A 15,036-nucleotide genomic window follows, 5' to 3' on the forward strand; every position below is an offset into this window, starting at 1 on the left:
GCTCAGCGACCGGGGAAGTGCGGCTTGCGCTTTTCGCGGAAGGCGGTGACGCCTTCGGCCCGATCGTCCGAGGCGGAAATCGCCGCGCTGCCCAGCGCTTCGATCATGGCACCGCGATCTTCGCCCTCGGCGGCGTTCAACATCCATTTGGTCACTTCGACAGCGCGGGGCGACAGGGTCAGCGCCCGGTCCAGCAGGCGTTCGGCCACGTTGCGGGGATCGGGATCGACCGCAGCGACAAAGCCATAAGCCAGGGCGCGATCCGCCTTGATGCGGTGCCCGAACAGCGCCATTTCGCGCACCACGGGTTCGGGCAACAATCGCAGCAAACGCTGGGTGCCCGACCATCCCGGCACGATGCCGATACCGGCTTCTGGCAGCGCCAGAGCACCGGTCGGGGCCATGACCCGAATATCGCAAGCGGTGGCCAGCTCTAATCCGCCTCCAAAGGCGTGGCCGTTCAGTACGGCAACAGTCGGCTTGGACATACGCGCCAACCGGTCAAAGATCCGGTGCCCGTCGCGGACCCAGTGACGCGCAAACTCGGCAGCGCCAAGATCCCCCCAACTGTTGATATCGGCCCCGGTGCAGAATGCACGATCGCCTTCTGCCGTCAGCATAACGGCGCGCAGGTCGGCGTCCCGTTCAATGGCGTCCAGATGAGAGGCAAGTTGCCCCAGCATCTCAGAGCTGAGCGCGTTCATCTTGTCCGGGTTGTCCAGACGCAGTTCGGCCACGGCACCGTTGCGGATCAGGTGAATGCGGTTCATGCGCCCCACCCCATCGGTTGCTCGGCCAAGAGCGACAGCGGCATAATCACCGCATCCGGCGCAACCTGTACCCGCCCCTGCGAGGCGTCGACGATGTCACGCTGCGCGTCGATGCCCGGCATGATCTCGGTCGCAACCAGTCCGGTTTCGCCCAGCCGCATGACACAGCGTTCGGTGATGTAAAGTACCTCTTGCCCCAGTTCACGCGCCCGCGTGCCCGAGAAGGTGACATGTTCGACCGCTTCGACCATCTTGGTGAACTTGCCCGGGGCGGCGACGCGCATCCCCTCTGGCGTCAGTTCAATCTGCGCCCCCGCCTCGAACCAGCCGGAAAAGACGATCTTGCGCGCGCCCGAGGTGATGTCGACAAAGCCACCGCACCCAGCCGTCAGGTAGGGTTTCTTGCCCAGCTTCGAGACATTCACGTTGCCTTCGACATCGACTTCGAGGAACGACAGGAACGACACGTCGAAACCACCACCCTGAAAATAGATGAATTGCTGCGGCGACGGCACAAAGGCGTCCGCGTTCGATGCGCATCCAAAGGCAAAGCCCGTCAGGGGCATCCCGCCCACAGCGCCTTGTTCGATGGCCCATGTCACGGCGTCGGGGTGGCCTTCCTCCAGCAGGATTCGCGGGACCATCGCGCTGATCCCAAAGCCAAGGTTGGCGGTCATGCCCGGGCGCAACTCCATCGCGGCACGGCGCGCGATGACCTTTTCGACGCCATGTTCAGCCAGCGCGAAACTGTCCCAAGGGCGCATGATCTGCCCCGAAATCGCAGGATCATAGGGCGTTTCGGTAGTCTGCTTCTGCTCGGGGTCGATCACGACCATATCGACGAAATGCCCCGGAACACGCACGTCATGCGGCCGCAAGGAACCGCGGCTTGTCACGCGGCTGACTTGCGCGATTACGATGCCACCGTGATTGCGCACGCAGATCGCCTGTTCCAGACCGCCAAGATAGGCACCTTCGTGTTCATAGGTCAGGTTGCCGAACTCGTCGGCGGTGGTGGCGCGCAGGATCGCGACGTTCGGCACGATATTGGGAAAATGTAGCCAGGTTTCGCCGTCGAATTCCACGCGGCGCACGATGGGAGCCTTGGCCCCCTTGTCGTTCATGGCACAGCCTTCGCGCAGCGGATCGGCAAAGGTATTCAGGCCAACCTTGGTCAATACACCGGGGCGCCGGGCAGCAGCCTCGCGCGTCATGTCAAACAGGATGCCCGACGGCACATTGTAGGCCGCGATACGGTTTTCGGTGACCATCTTCCAGATCTCGGGCATCGGTTTGGAGGATGGGCCCGAAGGATAGGACCCGCCGATGATCCGCGATAGAAGGCCATCCTTGGCGATATGGTCCACACCTTTGACGCCATACATATCACCCGCCGCGATGGGGTGAATGCTGGTCAGATTGCGCGGAGCACCGTCGACGTCAAAACGCGCGCCAATCGCCTCCAGCACCTTGTCCGGACACCCCAGCGCCGAAGAAGACGACACCGTCAACACAGCATCGTCGGGTATGCGGGCAGCGGCCTCTGCCGGGGTTACGATCTTTTTCACTGTAGTCCTCCTGCCAAGGCGCGATTGTCTGCGCCCGCCCCAGCGTCGCTTGAATCACGACGTTATGGAACGTTCCAAACAGATAATGGAACGTTCCACATCAAGTCAACACGAGATTTCCGAAGCCCCTCCGCAGACAGAGATCCCCGCACTCAAGGGGCGACCCATCTACATAGAAAAGGCCGCCCGCATTCAGCGAACGGCCCAATTGGCGATTGAACGGGATGGCGACTGCCGTTTGGGCCGGATGTCAGGCGCCCTGCACCTCATGGGTTTGCCCCTCGGGGAAATGACAAGACCACATCGCGTCGCCCGCATGGCTGGGACTTGGCGCCCGGTCCGAGCATTCAGGACGCGCAACGGGACAGCGCGGCGCAAAGGCACAACCGGTTGTTGTTGCAAAAGGATCCGCCGGTGTCGCGCCCAGTTGCGGCGGGTGCAGCCCCCGCGCGGGATCCGGCGCGAGCGTCGACGCCAGCAAGGCCCGGCTGTAGGGATGCCGGGGCGCGCGAAACAGGTCCTCGACCGGGGCCTCTTCGACCTTGCGCCCGAGGTACATCACCGCAACGCGATCAGCGAGATGCTCAACCACGGCAAGGTCATGGCTGACAAAGATCATGGACAGGTCCATTTCCGCCTTCAGGTCGATCAACAGGTTGATGACCTGCGCCTGTACGGAAACATCCAAGGCCGATGTCGGCTCGTCGCAGATCAGAACCTCGGGGCGCAGAATCAAGGCCCGCGCAATTGCCGCGCGCTGCCTTTGACCGCCTGAAAGCTCTCCCGGGTAGGCCAGTGCCAAACGGTCCGGCAGCCCGACAAGATCCATCATCTCGGCCACGGCGCGTTTTACGTCACCGCCCCCCAACAGCCGCAACGGCTGGCCGATCAGATCGCCGATGCGGCGCACCGGGTTCAAGGACGCATTCGGATTCTGGAACACCGGCTGGATCAGGCGGGCCCGTTCGGCGGCCGGAATGCGCGACAACTCGCGCCCGCCGACCACAACACGGCCATCGTTGGGTGCCATCAATCCCAGCATCATGCTGACAGCGGTGCTTTTGCCGCAACCCGATTCCCCGACAAGGCCCAGCGTTTCGCCCTTGGCCAGCCGTAGCGACAGGTCATCCACCGCCACAAGGTCTCGTGTCTGGCCAAACATCCCGGACTTGGTGCGGAACACCTTTCTAAGCGCGATAAGGTCAAGTGCAGGTCCGGTCATTGCGCGCCCTCCGAAACCCGGGCACCTGCCGGAACCAAATGGTGGCAGGTTCCCATGTGGTCTGGCGCGACCAGGCTTGCCGGGACGCTCCCTGTGGCGCAGGCCGGCATGACCCGGTCACAACGATCACGAAAGGCGCAACCGTCCAACTTGCCGATCAAGCCCGGCACACGTCCGGGGATCGCCGCCAGATGACTGCCGCGCGCGGTACGGCCCGGCACCGGGATCGCGGCCAGAAGGCCCTGCGTGTAAGGGTGCTGCGGGTTGCCATACAGGTTCGCGGCAGGGGCACGCTCGACGATCTGCCCGGCGTACATGACGGCCACCTCGGTTGCGATTGCCGCAACCACGCCAAGGTCATGGGTGATCATCAGCACCCCTAGATCAAGGTCCCGCTGCAATTCGCGGATCAGGTCAAGGATCTGCGCCTGAATGGTCACATCCAATGCAGTGGTCGGTTCGTCCGCGATCAACAGCCGTGGGCGCCCCATCAACGCCGCCGCGATCATGATCCTCTGTCGCTGCCCCCCCGAGAACTGGTGCGGGTATTGCGACAAACGGGCCTTGGCATGCGCAATCCCGACCCTCTCCAACAAGTCCACCGCCCGCTGGTTCGCAGCCGATTGGTCGATCCCTTCGCTGTGAACCACGCCTTCGGTCATCTGCCGACCCACGGTCAGCGTCGGGTTCAGTGAATTCATCGGATCCTGAAAGATCATCGCCAATTCCCGCCCCCGCAACCCGGACCACGCCCGCGCGGGCTTGCCGACATAGTCCTGCCCCATCAGGGCAAACCGGTCCGCGTCCTGCCGGGCGTGGCGCGGCAGAAGCCCCATCAGCGCCGTTGCAGTCAGCGACTTGCCACAGCCGGATTCTCCGACAAGGCAAAGGGTTTCACCGGTCCGCAAGCTGAGATCGACCCCGCGAACAGCGTTCAAGAGGCCCCGATCGGTCGGGATGGACACACGCAGGTTGCGAATATCAAGGATGGTTTCCGGGCTCATTTCTGTGTCCTTCATTTGCGCACCGCGCCGGTCAGGTCCCGCAGTCCATCGCCAAACAGGTTGACCGCCAGAACCAGCAGGCAAAGCGCGGTGCCCGGCAGGCTGATCAACCACGGATCAAAGAGAATGTTCTCGCGTCCTTCGGAGATCATCAGCCCCCATGACGGTGTCGGCGGGCGCACACCAAGGCCAAGAAAGGACAGCGCCGCTTCCAGCAGGATCACATTGGCCACCTCCAGCGTGGTGACCACGAGGATCGCGCTGCGCATGTTCGGCAGGATTTCAAGGAACAGGATCCGCGGCCACCCTGCCCCGATGGCATGCAGCCCCTGAATGAACTCCTGATTGCGCAGGCTTTGCGTCGCGGCGCGGGTAACGACGGCAAACCGGTCCCACAACAGCAGGCCCAACACCACGATCAGCGTGGTCAGGGATGCCCCGCCCACCACAACTGCCGCCAAGGCGACAAGGACAATCGGCAGCGAAAGGCGCGTGGTGATCACGAAGCTGATGACCATGTCGACCCAACCACCGAAATACCCGGCAAGCAGGCCAAGGGTGACCCCGATGGCACCGGAAACCAGCACCACACCGGCCCCGACCCCAAGCGAGACACGGGTGCCATAGATCAGGCGCGACAGGTAATCCCGGCCAAGGTGGTCGGTTCCCAGAATATGTTCCGGGACAGCGCGGTCATGCCAGAACGGCGGCAGCAAACGGTTCGACAGATCCTGTAGATACGGATCGTGCGGGGCGATCAGTGGCGCAAGAACGGCCACAAGAACCATCAGCAGCAAAACACCCCCGCCAAGGGCAACGCCGCTGTTTCTCAGCGCCTTCCGCCAGAGCGGGGTCGGACGCGGGGCGGACTCGGCGAGGGTCATTTCGAGGCTCCTCTCAGGCGGGGATCAAGCAGGGCATTGAGGATGTCGGCGCAGGTGGTCAGCGTCACATAGATCAGCGACAGGATCAGGATGATCGCCTGCACCACGGGCAAGTCGCTGCGCAGCAGGGACTCCCATGCAAGCCGCCCAAGGCCGTTGATGGCAAAGACGCTTTCGATCACGATCGACCCGGACAACAGAACGCCAAGCTGCACCGCCGCCAGCGAGACCAGCGGCAGGATCGCGTTCTTGAGCGCATGGCGCAGAAGAACGATGCGCACCGGCAGCCCACGGGCATAGGCGGTGCGGATATAGTCGGTGCCCAGCACGTCGATCATGCCGGACCGGGTGATCCGCATCAGGGCGGGAATAACCGAATAGGCCAGAACGATGACCGGCAGCAAATACCCCTGCCAGCGGTCCACGCCCGAAATCGGCACCCAGCCAAGCGTGACGCCAAACACGACGATCGCCATCAGGCCAAGCCAGAAACTGGGGATTGCCTGGCCGGTGACGGCCAGCAACAGCGCGAAACGATCCAACACACCGTTGGGTCGGAGCGCGGCCAGAACGCCCAGCGGCACCGCGATGACCAGAGCCAGAACAAAGGACAACAGGCCAAGCGTCAGCGTCACCGGCAGCCGGTTGCCGATGATCTCTGCCACGGGAATGTTGAAGTAGATGGATTGACCGAAATCCCCGACCAGCGCGCCCGAGATCCAGTCAAGGTATTGCACAACGAAGGGCCGGTCGAACCCATAGGCGATGCGGATTGCCTCGGCATCTTCGGCCCGGCCGCCCGATCCGGCGATGGCAATGGCGGGGTCCCCGGTCAGGAACATCAGTGCAAAGCTCAGCGCGGACACGGCGATAGCAACGCCAAGGGCAACGATCAGGCGCCGCAGCAGAAAGGTGGACATGGAAAACTCCCGGAACGGGGTTCAAAGGTGCCGGGGGTCCCGTTTCGCGGACCCCCGGCCAGATGGCAGGCAAGAAGGGAGGGGAGTGTTATTTCCAGCTTGCCAGCCACCAACGGGCGAACTCGTCCGGGTGCGGCGTAAAGGACAGGTCCGGCGACAAACCGTAGTTCACGTTGAAGTTGTACATCGGCATCCAATAGGCCTCGTCCGCGATCTTCTTGACCGCCTTGGCGTAGTTCTCTTCGCGCACCGCACGGTCGGTCGAGGTGTCTGCCGTTGTCAGCCACTTGGCCAGTTCGGGATCCTGCACCAGATCGTCCCCGCCACCGCCAAAGAAGTTCGACAGGATAAAGGCCACGTCGCCGATGCCATAGCTGCCCCAGTTCGAGAAGAACGCCGGCAAACTGCCCTGCCGCCATTGTCCGACACCGGCGGAATACTGTTGTTCGTTCAGCTTCAGCGTCACACCAACCTGCGCAAGGTCGGCTGCCACAGCCTCGGCCACCGGGCGAGGCATTGCGGAAAACACCATGTCCAGTTCGAACCCGTCGGCATAGCCGGCTTCGGCCAGAAGGGTCTTTGCCTTTTCAGGATCATAGCCATAGGCCGCGACATCCTGCGCGCAACCGAACTGTGCCGGGTTGCAGGGCGTGTTGAGCACTTTGGAACCACCACCGGCAAAAGCATCAACGATGGCCTCACGGTTGACCGCATGGATCAGGGCCTGCCGCACGTCACGATCAGCAACGGGCGTATCCCCGTCCATCGCCGTCGGGGCAAGGCCGACATAGGCGATGCGCATGATCGGGGCCGAAATGATCTGGACGCGGCGCTCCAGCTTGGCGGCCTGATCCGGCGGAATGCGCCAGATCCAGTCCAGCCCGCCGGACATCAACTCGGCATATTGCGTGTTCATCTCGGGAATGGTGCGGACGACGATCGTGTCAATGCTGGCACCGGCCTTGGGGCTGCCTTCGTAGTGGTCAGCGAAACGTTCGAACTCATAGCGGACGCCCGGCTCCTGCGACACAAGACGATATGGGCCGGTGCCAATCGGCGTGCGCGCCATCCCCTCAGAGCCGGTTTCCGCGAAATGGGCGTGCGGATAGATCGGCAGGGCATCGGCCAGCATCTCGACCGCGCCCGCAAAGGGCTTGGCCATGTTGATGCGAACCTTGTATTCGTCCAGCTTTTCGACGCTTTCGATCCAGTCGACGGAAATCGAGTAGCGCGTCCCGTATTCCGGCGTGATCACAGTGTTCAGCGTCTGTACCACATCATCGGCGGTAAAGGTGGACCCGTCGTGGAACGTCACCCCCTGCCGCAGCGTGAACTCCATCGTCAGATCATCGACGTATTCCCAGCTTTCCGCGAGGGCTGGCTTGATTTCGCCCGTGTCCAGATCCTTGTACAGCAGGCCGTCGTAGATATGACGAGCAAGGATCAGCCCCTGCCGACCCGCAATCTTGTAGGTGTCCAGCGGTTCCGGTTCGGCCGCGAAGGCCACGTTCAGCGTGTTGTCCGCCTTGCCTGCGTGGGCCGCGTCCGAAACGCCGATTGCGGCAAGCAGCGCAAGGGTGCTCGCCATTGTCTTGAGGGGGCTGAAAGGCATGTCCGTCTCCTGTTGAGCGCCCTTTCGAGGGGCGTTTCCATGGCGAGGAAAAGACGGCGGAACCCCGCTTCGGTCAAATAGCGCCGGGCTATGCTTGTGATAGCTGACCCGGCGCGAAAGCCCCGAAGACCGGGTCAGAGAGCCGCTACTGCGATCACTTCGACACGGTAATCGGGTGTTGCAAGACGGGATTCCCCGCAGGCCCGCGTCGGCGGATTCTGGGTATCGACCCAAGCGTCATAGACCGCGTTCATGGCGTCGAAATCGGCCATGTCGGCCAGCCAGACAGTGACCTGCAACAGCTTATCCTTGCTCGTACCGGCCTGTTCCATAAGGCTTTCCAGCGCCTTCAGGCAGTCCTCCGTCTGTGTGGCGACATCGGCGCCCGGCGTGCCGACCTGACCGGCAAAGTAAACGGTTTCGCCGTGGATCACGGCCTGGCTCATCCGGGGACCAACCCCGATGCGTTTGATGGTCATAGTGTCATTCCTTTCGCGATTTGCGCAGCATGTGCCTATCGCCACCCGGCTTTGCCCACCAGATAGGCAGAATGACGGCTTCCATAGGCAGTCCCTATGAAACGCCTAGGACATTGGCACAGAGATACATTATTGTGCGCCCAATCCACCGGAGGCGCATGATCGTGAGTGATGAAGACCTGAACTGGAACCTGCTGCGCACCTTTTACGTGATCGCACGGGAGCGCAGCATCACAGCCGCGTCCAAGCGGCTTGGTATTTCGCAACCTTCGGTCAGTGCCGCCCTCCAGAAACTGGAAACCCAGTTGGGATGTCAGTTGATCTTTCGCGACAGCCGGAACTTTGAGCTGACACTGGCGGGCGACAAGGTCTACGCCGAATGCCGCGAAATGTTCGTGGGGGCGGGACGCATCCGGCGCCTTGTCGAAGATACGCTGGACGATGAACGGGGCGAGGTGCGGCTTCAGATCATTTCCAACCTCGTCTCACCCATGGTGGATGAACTGATCCGCCTCTACCACCAGCGTCACCCCAACGTGCGGTTCCACATCGAGGTGAACAACAGCCACGAAATCGTGCGCAATATCATGAAAGGACACGTGGGCCTTGGCATCTGCCTTTTGAACCGGCCTGTCCTAAACCTGTCGTCCATGCGGCTGTTCCGCGAGGAGTTTTCGCTGTTCTGCGGTTGTGAACACCGCCTTTTCGGACGGGACACGGTCACCCTGCTCGAATTGCAGCAGGAACCTTTCATTTCGTTCACCTGCGCGACAGAGGGCATGGGTCTGGAACCCATGTCCGTCCTGCGCGCAAGTGCGGATCTGGGACGGCGCATCACCGGGATCAGCTCGAACCTGCGCGAAGTCCGCAGGATGATCGTGGCCGGGCTTGGCATCGGGCTGCTGCCGCCCGATGCCGTGCAGACCGACATTGCAGCCGGGAACCTATGGCCGCTCAAGCTGGCAGATCATCCGATCGGTGCCGATGTCTACCTTGTCCACGCGCCGGAAGAGGCCATGACCCCTGCCGACCGTCGTTTCATCTCACTCACGCAAGAGGTGTTGCCGCTGTTTCAGGATGGCTCCGAGCCGTCGCAAGCTGCGCAGCGGCAAGGTCCGTCAACGCCTGCCCGACTGACTTGAACACGGTGAAATCCTCGGCGTTTTCACGCCCGGGGTGGTCACGGCGACACAGTTCGGCAAGGTCGGCTTCGATATGTGTCGGGTCGAACAACCCCACCTCTGCCGGCTGGAACAGATCGCCCGAGCGCATCGCGCCGTCGCGCGTATCGACAAAGATGCGCGCCTGCGAAATCGCCCTGTCGTCGCTTTCACGCATGTCCTCGCGGAAGGCCCCGACAAGATCCAGATGGGTTCCGGGCCGCAACCACTGCCCGCGGATCAGCGGTTTGGTCGAGGCCGTGACCGTCGAGATCACATCGGCCGTTTCGCAAGCTGCCTGAAGATCCGTGACCGCGCTGGCGGGCAGGCCATCGGCCTGCAAGTCGCGCGCCACATGTTCGGCACTGTCGGCATTGCGCCCCCAGATCCAGATCGTGTCATAATCCCGCACAACGGAATGCGCCCGCGCCATTGCGCGCGACAACTGCCCCGTCCCGGCAATCACCAATCGGCGCGCATCGGGACGCGCCAGCCGCGACGCCGCCAGCGCCGAGGCTGCGGCCGTTCGGCGTTCGGTCAGCACATCCGCCTCCATGGCGGATTTCATCTGGCCGGTTTCACCGTCGAACAGCAGGTAGCCGGCATTGATCGTCGGCCTGCCCGCCTGAGCGTTCTCCGGCAGGAAGGTCACCACCTTGACGCCGATTGCGCTGCCCGGCACCCATGCCGGCATGATCAGCAGCGAGGCTTCGCTGCCATCCGGTTGTGGCATCCTCAGCACCTGCCGTTCAGGCGCCTGAACGGCACCTTCGACATACCAGCGGTGCAGTTCGTCGATCAGCACCTGCCAGTCCAGGGCCGCCTCGATCCGGGCCGCGTCCAACAACTCAGTCACGGTCCGCGCGCTCCACCACCGCATGCAGGAGGATGTTCAGCGCCGCATCGAAATCACCCGGTTCGCAGGATTCCTCGTTATTGTGGGTGATCCCGTTGAGACATGGGGTAAAGATCATCGCCGTCGGGCAATGCGTGGCCATGAAATAGGCGTCATGCCCGGCTTGGCTTTGAATGTCGCGCCAGTTGACGCCTAGACGGATCGCCTGTCGGCGCAGGCTGTCCACCAGATCCGCGTCAAAGATGTCGCCGCCCCATTCCCATTCATCCTCGATTTGCGCCGCGCACCCGGCCCGTGCCGCGCTCTCTGTCACCGCCCGGCGCATTTTCTCGGCCATGACGCGGGTTGTGATTGGATCCGGGTGACGCACGTCGCACACCGCTTCGGCAGTATCGGACAGGATACCGGGCTTGTTGGGCCATGCCGTCAAACGCGCCGCCGTCGCCTTTCCGTCGTGCACCGCATAGTCCCAGCCTATCTCGTCGACCGCCGTCAGCCAGCGCGCGCCCGCAACCAGCGCATTGTGGCGCAGATCCATGGGGGTCGGCCCGGTATGCGCGGTCTGGCCGGAAAACGTCACCCGCGCGCCCCGGACAGGGTAGCCCCCGGTGACGATCCCCACATCGCGCCCTTCGGCGTCAAGGATCGGCCCCTGTTCGATGTGCAGTTCGAAATAGGCGTCGATGTCACCGGCCTTGCAGGGCTTTGTTCCCTTGTATCCGATCCGTTCCAGTTCATCGCCAAAGCGCGCACCGTCATCGCTGATCAGATCGTGGACCCAGTCGACGCTGTATTTGCCAACGAAACAGCCCGAGGCCACCATGGGCGGCGAAAACCGTGCCCCCTCTTCGTTGGTCCAGTCCACGATAATGATCGGACGCCTCGTGACATGCCCCGCATCATTCAGGGTTCGCACCAGTTCCAGCCCCGCCAGAACGCCGGCGATGCCGTCAAACCGCCCGCCGTTGATCTGCGTGTCCAGATGGCTGCCGATCAGGATCGGCGGCAGGTCGGGCTCGCTGCCTTCGCGACGGCCAAAGATGGACCCGCATTCATCGACCTCGACAGTCAGCCCGGCCTCCTTGCACCACGTGACGAACAGATCACGCATCTCGCGGTCCGCATCCGAGAGCGTCAGCCGCGACAGACCGCCGGGGCGACCCTTTCCGATCTCTGCCGAGGCTTCGATCGTTGACCAGAACCGCGCCAGATCGGCACGGGTGTCTGCGGTAATGGACATCAGTCTTCCTTTCAAATCGGCCTGTCGCTCAGGAAAAAAGCGAGGACAGGCCCGTCACGAGTTGAGGCACGAGGATCAGCAGGATCAGCACGGCCAGCATCACGCCGAGAAACGGCACCAACTGCCGAAGCGCGCGCGACAGCGGGATATCTGCGACCCGGCAGGCCGCCATGAGATCAATCCCCAGCGGCGGAGTGTTGGCGCCGATGGCAAGGTTCACGGTCAGGAGAATGCCGAAATAGACCGGATCGATTCCGTATTGGCGCAGGATCGGCAGGAACACGGGCGCAAGGATCAGAATGATCGCGATGCTTTCCATGAAGGTGCCCAGCACGATCAGCACCAGCATCATCAGCAACAGCGCCACGGTCCGGCTTTCGGTTGCGCCAGAAATCGCATCCACCGCCATCTGCGGCACCTGCTCGGCGGCTAGAATCCAGCCAAAAACCGAAGCCGCGGCAATCACCAGCAGGATCGCACCGGTTCCCTCTGCGGTTTCACGCAACAGGCGGAACACGCTGGACGGGGTCAGACTGCGATAGACGAACAGACCGATGATCAACGCATAGGCCACACCGATGCCCGCCGCTTCGGTCGGGGTAAAGATCCCGGTGCGGATGCCGCCGACGATGATGACCGGAGCCAGAAGGGCAAGCCCCGCATCTTTGGCGGCCGCCCGCAGGCGGGCCGGATCATAGGGTTCACCCCCGCTCCATCCGTGGCGACGCGCCTGCCACCATGCCACGACCATCAGGCCGATGCCCAACAGAATGCCCGGGACGATCCCGCCCATGAACAGCTGCCCCACCGAAGAATTGGTCGCCGTTCCGTAGACGATCAAGACAATCGACGGCGGAATGACGGTGCCCAGCGATCCCGCACAGCCAAGGGCGGCGGCGCTGAACCCGGGATCATATCCACGTTCGCGCATGGCGGGCATCATCATGGTGCCAATCGCCACCACATCCGCAACTCCGGACCCGGACAGCGAACCGAAAAGCATGCAGGCGATGATCATGACAATGGCCATGCCACCGGTACGCTGGCCGACGATCGCCGCACAAAGCGCGATGATCCGAGGCGCGAGCCCCCCCTGCGCCATCAGCAACCCGGCCAGCAGGAACAGGGGGATTGCCAACAGCGTAAAGCTGTCGATCCCGGCCACCGCACGCTGCGCGACCACGATCATCGGCGCGGCATCCGCGATCAGAAGGTAGATCACCGAAGACAGGCCAAGCGCCACGGCAATCGGTGTGTCGATCAGAACCAGAACGGCAAAGACGACAAGAAGAAGAACAAGGGCAAGGCTCATTTTCGCCACCCTCCCAGCAAAAGCACGATCAGCGACAGCGCGCAGGTGACCGGCAGGGCGATGTGGAACAGGCCGACCGGCAAATCCAGCGCCGTCGTGCTGTGGGACCAGGTGATGCCCGCCAGCCGGGCACCGTTGACGCCAAGCACGATCAGGAATGCAGCGGTGGCCAGTGTCGCCAGCAACAGGACGCCCCGGCGCAGTGCCGGAGCCTTGAACACGAGGTCGGCCAGTCCGGCACGGAAATGCGTTCCGCGCCAAAACCCCGAAACCGCCCCTATGAAGGTCAGCCAGACAAGCAGGAGCCGCGGCAATTCCTCGGCCCAGCGCGGTGTGTGGTTCAAGGCATAGCGCGAGAACACCACATAGACGACGATGGTTGAGAAACCGAACAGCATCGCTGCGCCAATCCAGCGCACGCTGCGGTCGATTGCCTTGCCAAGGCGCGCGGCGGCCCCGTCAGTCATGGGCAAAGCTCCCGTTCGGGCCACGGCAGAGCATGCATTCGTCGCAATAGACCGCAACGACCACCCATTCGTCCGACAGGACTTCGACCTCATGGTCCAGTCCCGGCGGAAGGCGCAGCGCCGTGCCTTCGACCATCTCGAACTCTTCGCCACCGGCTCGCAGAACGGCGCGTCCCTTCAGCGTCAGCGTGACCTCGTCGCGAGGGTGGCTGTGCGGTTTCGACCGCGCGCCTTTCTTGCCCGTGGTCACCGTCAGCTTGAGAAAACCCTCGCCCCGCTCTGCCGGAGAGAACAGCACCTTCTGGCTGAAATCGTAGAGTTGCACCGGTTCCACCGATGCAACTTGTTTCACTTCCGGACGCAGCGGCTTCATTTCTGGTAAGAGCCGAGGATGGACATCAGGTCTTCGCCGAAGACATCCGCCTGAGTGTCCCAGACCGGCGCAACCGCTTCGACGAATGCCGCCTTGTCGACTTCGTTAAAGATCATGCCCTTGCCTTCCAGAACCGCGACCAGTTCAGCCTCGGCATCTGCTGCCATGACACGCTGCTTTTCGGCCCATTCCTGCGCGAGGTCACGCATGACGGCCTGATCCTCGTCCGAGATCTTGCCCCAGGTCGTGGCCGAAACCGCAAGGCTTGCCGCGCCGAAGATATGCTCGCTTTTCGAAACGTATTTCTGCACTTCGAAGAACGACGCCGCGTCGATGATCGACAGCGGGTTTTCCTGTGCGTCGAACAGCCCCTGCTGAAGCGCCGAGTACAGTTCGCCAAAGGCCAGAGGTGCCGGTTCCGCGCCCAGACCTTCAAAGGCCGCAAGCCGCACCTTGTCCGGAGTCACGCGGATCTTCAGACCAGCCAGATCAGCGGGCTTTTCGATCGGGCGGCTGTTGTTGGTGATGTTGCGAAAGCCGGTTTCCCACCACGACAGCACGACGATGCCCTTGGATTCCAACAACTCCTCCAGAGCGTCGCCCAGTTCGGCATCCAATGCGGTAAAGGCCTGCTCACGCGAGGTCCATGCATAGGGCATTTCGATGATACCAAGCTTGGGCTCGATGTTCTGGAAGGAACCGCTGCCGATGACGCCGGCCTGAACAGAGCCGAACTGAAGCCCTTCGATCACGTCCTTTTCCGATCCAAGCTGGCCAGAGGGGAACACGTTGATGGTGACACGACCTTCGGTCGCGTCGGCCACGTCGGCGGCAAAACCCGTTGCCGCTGCGTGCCAGCTGTGGCCTTCGGGCAGGACATGCCCAAGGCGGATTTCGACGTCGGCCCAGGCGGTCGTGCCAAGGGTGGCCGCCAAGACAGTGGCCAGACCGGTGGTTCTGAGGATCGAGGACATAGAGCGTTTCTCCAGGCTGATGCGATGGCCGCACCAAACAGCGGAAGCACGGCCGGCGCAAATAGCCGGAGCCTATGGAAGACAGAGCCGTCGACCGGGGTATCCGGGACACTGTGATATTCAGACTGACGTGCGCCGCTGGGGGCATACGATCAAAGCCACCTTAACCGACTGAATTTCAGATCACTTTTCCAA

General features: G+C 62.6%; 15 protein-coding genes. 1 reads left to right on the forward strand and 14 read right to left on the reverse strand.

All coding sequences use genetic code 11. From position 1 onward, the window contains the following. Positions 1–2: 2 nt before the first annotated feature. The 8 genes from KJP30_RS19710 to KJP30_RS19745 all read right to left on the reverse strand — a co-directional run bounded on the left by KJP30_RS19710 (position 3) and on the right by KJP30_RS19745 (position 8,459). Positions 3–770, reverse strand: coding sequence for an enoyl-CoA hydratase/isomerase family protein (locus tag KJP30_RS19710; protein ID WP_218451085.1), 768 nt, complete (start codon positions 768–770; stop codon positions 3–5). Next, the gene (locus KJP30_RS19715) at positions 767–2,338 is read right to left on the reverse strand and encodes an acyl CoA:acetate/3-ketoacid CoA transferase (RefSeq protein WP_218451086.1); all 1,572 of its coding nucleotides are present in this window, start codon (positions 2,336–2,338) and stop codon (positions 767–769) included. Before KJP30_RS19715 ends, KJP30_RS19710 begins: the two co-directional genes overlap by 4 nt. A 250-nt stretch (positions 2,339–2,588) precedes the next feature. Beyond that, on the reverse strand, positions 2,589–3,560 hold the full coding sequence (locus KJP30_RS19720) for an oligopeptide/dipeptide ABC transporter ATP-binding protein (RefSeq protein ID WP_218451087.1): 972 nt from the start codon (positions 3,558–3,560) through the stop codon (positions 2,589–2,591). Continuing rightward, positions 3,557–4,564 (reverse strand): ABC transporter ATP-binding protein, encoded by a 1,008-nt coding sequence (locus tag KJP30_RS19725; RefSeq protein ID WP_218451088.1) that lies wholly within the window; start codon positions 4,562–4,564, stop codon positions 3,557–3,559. Before KJP30_RS19725 ends, KJP30_RS19720 begins: the two co-directional genes overlap by 4 nt. Before the next feature lie 11 nt (positions 4,565–4,575). Next, on the reverse strand, positions 4,576–5,448 hold the full coding sequence (locus tag KJP30_RS19730) for an ABC transporter permease (RefSeq protein WP_218451089.1): 873 nt from the start codon (positions 5,446–5,448) through the stop codon (positions 4,576–4,578). Further along, a complete protein-coding gene (locus KJP30_RS19735) occupies positions 5,445–6,368 on the reverse strand; it encodes an ABC transporter permease (RefSeq protein WP_218451090.1) in 924 nt (307 codons plus the stop codon). The genes KJP30_RS19730 and KJP30_RS19735 overlap by 4 nt, the downstream gene beginning before the upstream one ends. A gap of 88 nt (positions 6,369–6,456) precedes the next feature. Next, positions 6,457–7,980 carry an ABC transporter substrate-binding protein gene (locus tag KJP30_RS19740; protein WP_218451091.1) on the reverse strand — a complete coding sequence of 508 codons (1,524 nt, stop codon included), beginning with the start codon at positions 7,978–7,980 and terminating at the stop codon, positions 6,457–6,459. Between the two features lie 134 nt (positions 7,981–8,114). After that, positions 8,115–8,459 (reverse strand): RidA family protein, encoded by a 345-nt coding sequence (locus KJP30_RS19745; protein ID WP_218451092.1) that lies wholly within the window; start codon positions 8,457–8,459, stop codon positions 8,115–8,117. Between the two features lie 164 nt (positions 8,460–8,623). Here KJP30_RS19745 and KJP30_RS19750 point away from each other — a divergent pair, with 164 nt between their 5' ends. Next, positions 8,624–9,601 (forward strand): LysR family transcriptional regulator, encoded by a 978-nt coding sequence (locus KJP30_RS19750; RefSeq protein WP_224874610.1) that lies wholly within the window; start codon positions 8,624–8,626, stop codon positions 9,599–9,601. On the opposite strand, the gene lhpI is transcribed toward KJP30_RS19750, so the two are convergent. The 6 genes from lhpI to KJP30_RS19780 are packed head-to-tail and all read right to left on the reverse strand — an operon-like array spanning position 9,507 to position 14,841. After that, complete coding sequence (lhpI, locus tag KJP30_RS19755) at positions 9,507–10,475, reverse strand: bifunctional Delta(1)-pyrroline-2-carboxylate/Delta(1)-piperideine-2-carboxylate reductase (RefSeq protein ID WP_321206969.1); 969 nt, start codon at positions 10,473–10,475, stop codon at positions 9,507–9,509. The two genes, KJP30_RS19750 and lhpI, sit on opposite strands and share 95 nt — an antisense overlap. Then, positions 10,468–11,715: a Zn-dependent hydrolase gene (locus KJP30_RS19760; RefSeq protein WP_218451095.1), complete on the reverse strand. Its 1,248-nt coding sequence runs from the start codon at positions 11,713–11,715 to the stop codon at positions 10,468–10,470. Before KJP30_RS19760 ends, lhpI begins: the two co-directional genes overlap by 8 nt. Before the next feature lie 28 nt (positions 11,716–11,743). Continuing rightward, positions 11,744–13,027, reverse strand: a complete 1,284-nt coding sequence (locus tag KJP30_RS19765; protein ID WP_218451096.1) for a TRAP transporter large permease — start codon at positions 13,025–13,027, stop codon at positions 11,744–11,746. Beyond that, entirely contained in the window at positions 13,024–13,494 is a 471-nt protein-coding gene (locus KJP30_RS19770; protein WP_218451097.1) for a TRAP transporter small permease, read from the reverse strand. The genes KJP30_RS19765 and KJP30_RS19770 overlap by 4 nt, the downstream gene beginning before the upstream one ends. After that, positions 13,487–13,846 carry a cupin domain-containing protein gene (locus KJP30_RS19775; protein WP_218451098.1) on the reverse strand — a complete coding sequence of 120 codons (360 nt, stop codon included), beginning with the start codon at positions 13,844–13,846 and terminating at the stop codon, positions 13,487–13,489. Before KJP30_RS19775 ends, KJP30_RS19770 begins: the two co-directional genes overlap by 8 nt. A gap of 17 nt (positions 13,847–13,863) precedes the next feature. Next, positions 13,864–14,841, reverse strand: coding sequence for a TRAP transporter substrate-binding protein (locus tag KJP30_RS19780; protein ID WP_218451099.1), 978 nt, complete (start codon positions 14,839–14,841; stop codon positions 13,864–13,866). Between the last annotated feature and the right edge of the window lie 195 nt (positions 14,842–15,036).

The sequence above is a fragment of the Antarctobacter sediminis genome (assembly GCF_019218285.1).
GTDB classification, from domain to species: domain Bacteria; phylum Pseudomonadota; class Alphaproteobacteria; order Rhodobacterales; family Rhodobacteraceae; genus Antarctobacter; species Antarctobacter sediminis.

What these genes read in the sequence shown, in the direction of transcription:
- KJP30_RS19710 (WP_218451085.1), bottom strand. Translation starts at nt 770, where the DNA reads ATGAACCGCATTCACCTGATCCGCAACGGTGCCGTGGCCGAACTGCGT.
- KJP30_RS19720 (WP_218451087.1), bottom strand. Translation starts at nt 3,560, where the DNA reads ATGACCGGACCTGCACTTGACCTTATCGCGCTTAGAAAGGTGTTCCGC.
- KJP30_RS19725 (WP_218451088.1), bottom strand. Translation starts at nt 4,564, where the DNA reads ATGAGCCCGGAAACCATCCTTGATATTCGCAACCTGCGTGTGTCCATC.
- KJP30_RS19730 (WP_218451089.1), bottom strand. Translation starts at nt 5,448, where the DNA reads ATGACCCTCGCCGAGTCCGCCCCGCGTCCGACCCCGCTCTGGCGGAAG.
- KJP30_RS19735 (WP_218451090.1), bottom strand. Translation starts at nt 6,368, where the DNA reads ATGTCCACCTTTCTGCTGCGGCGCCTGATCGTTGCCCTTGGCGTTGCT.
- KJP30_RS19740 (WP_218451091.1), bottom strand. Translation starts at nt 7,980, where the DNA reads ATGCCTTTCAGCCCCCTCAAGACAATGGCGAGCACCCTTGCGCTGCTT.
- KJP30_RS19745 (WP_218451092.1), bottom strand. Translation starts at nt 8,459, where the DNA reads ATGACCATCAAACGCATCGGGGTTGGTCCCCGGATGAGCCAGGCCGTG.
- KJP30_RS19760 (WP_218451095.1), bottom strand. Translation starts at nt 11,715, where the DNA reads ATGTCCATTACCGCAGACACCCGTGCCGATCTGGCGCGGTTCTGGTCA.
- KJP30_RS19765 (WP_218451096.1), bottom strand. Translation starts at nt 13,027, where the DNA reads ATGAGCCTTGCCCTTGTTCTTCTTCTTGTCGTCTTTGCCGTTCTGGTT.
- KJP30_RS19770 (WP_218451097.1), bottom strand. Translation starts at nt 13,494, where the DNA reads ATGACTGACGGGGCCGCCGCGCGCCTTGGCAAGGCAATCGACCGCAGC.
- KJP30_RS19780 (WP_218451099.1), bottom strand. Translation starts at nt 14,841, where the DNA reads ATGTCCTCGATCCTCAGAACCACCGGTCTGGCCACTGTCTTGGCGGCC.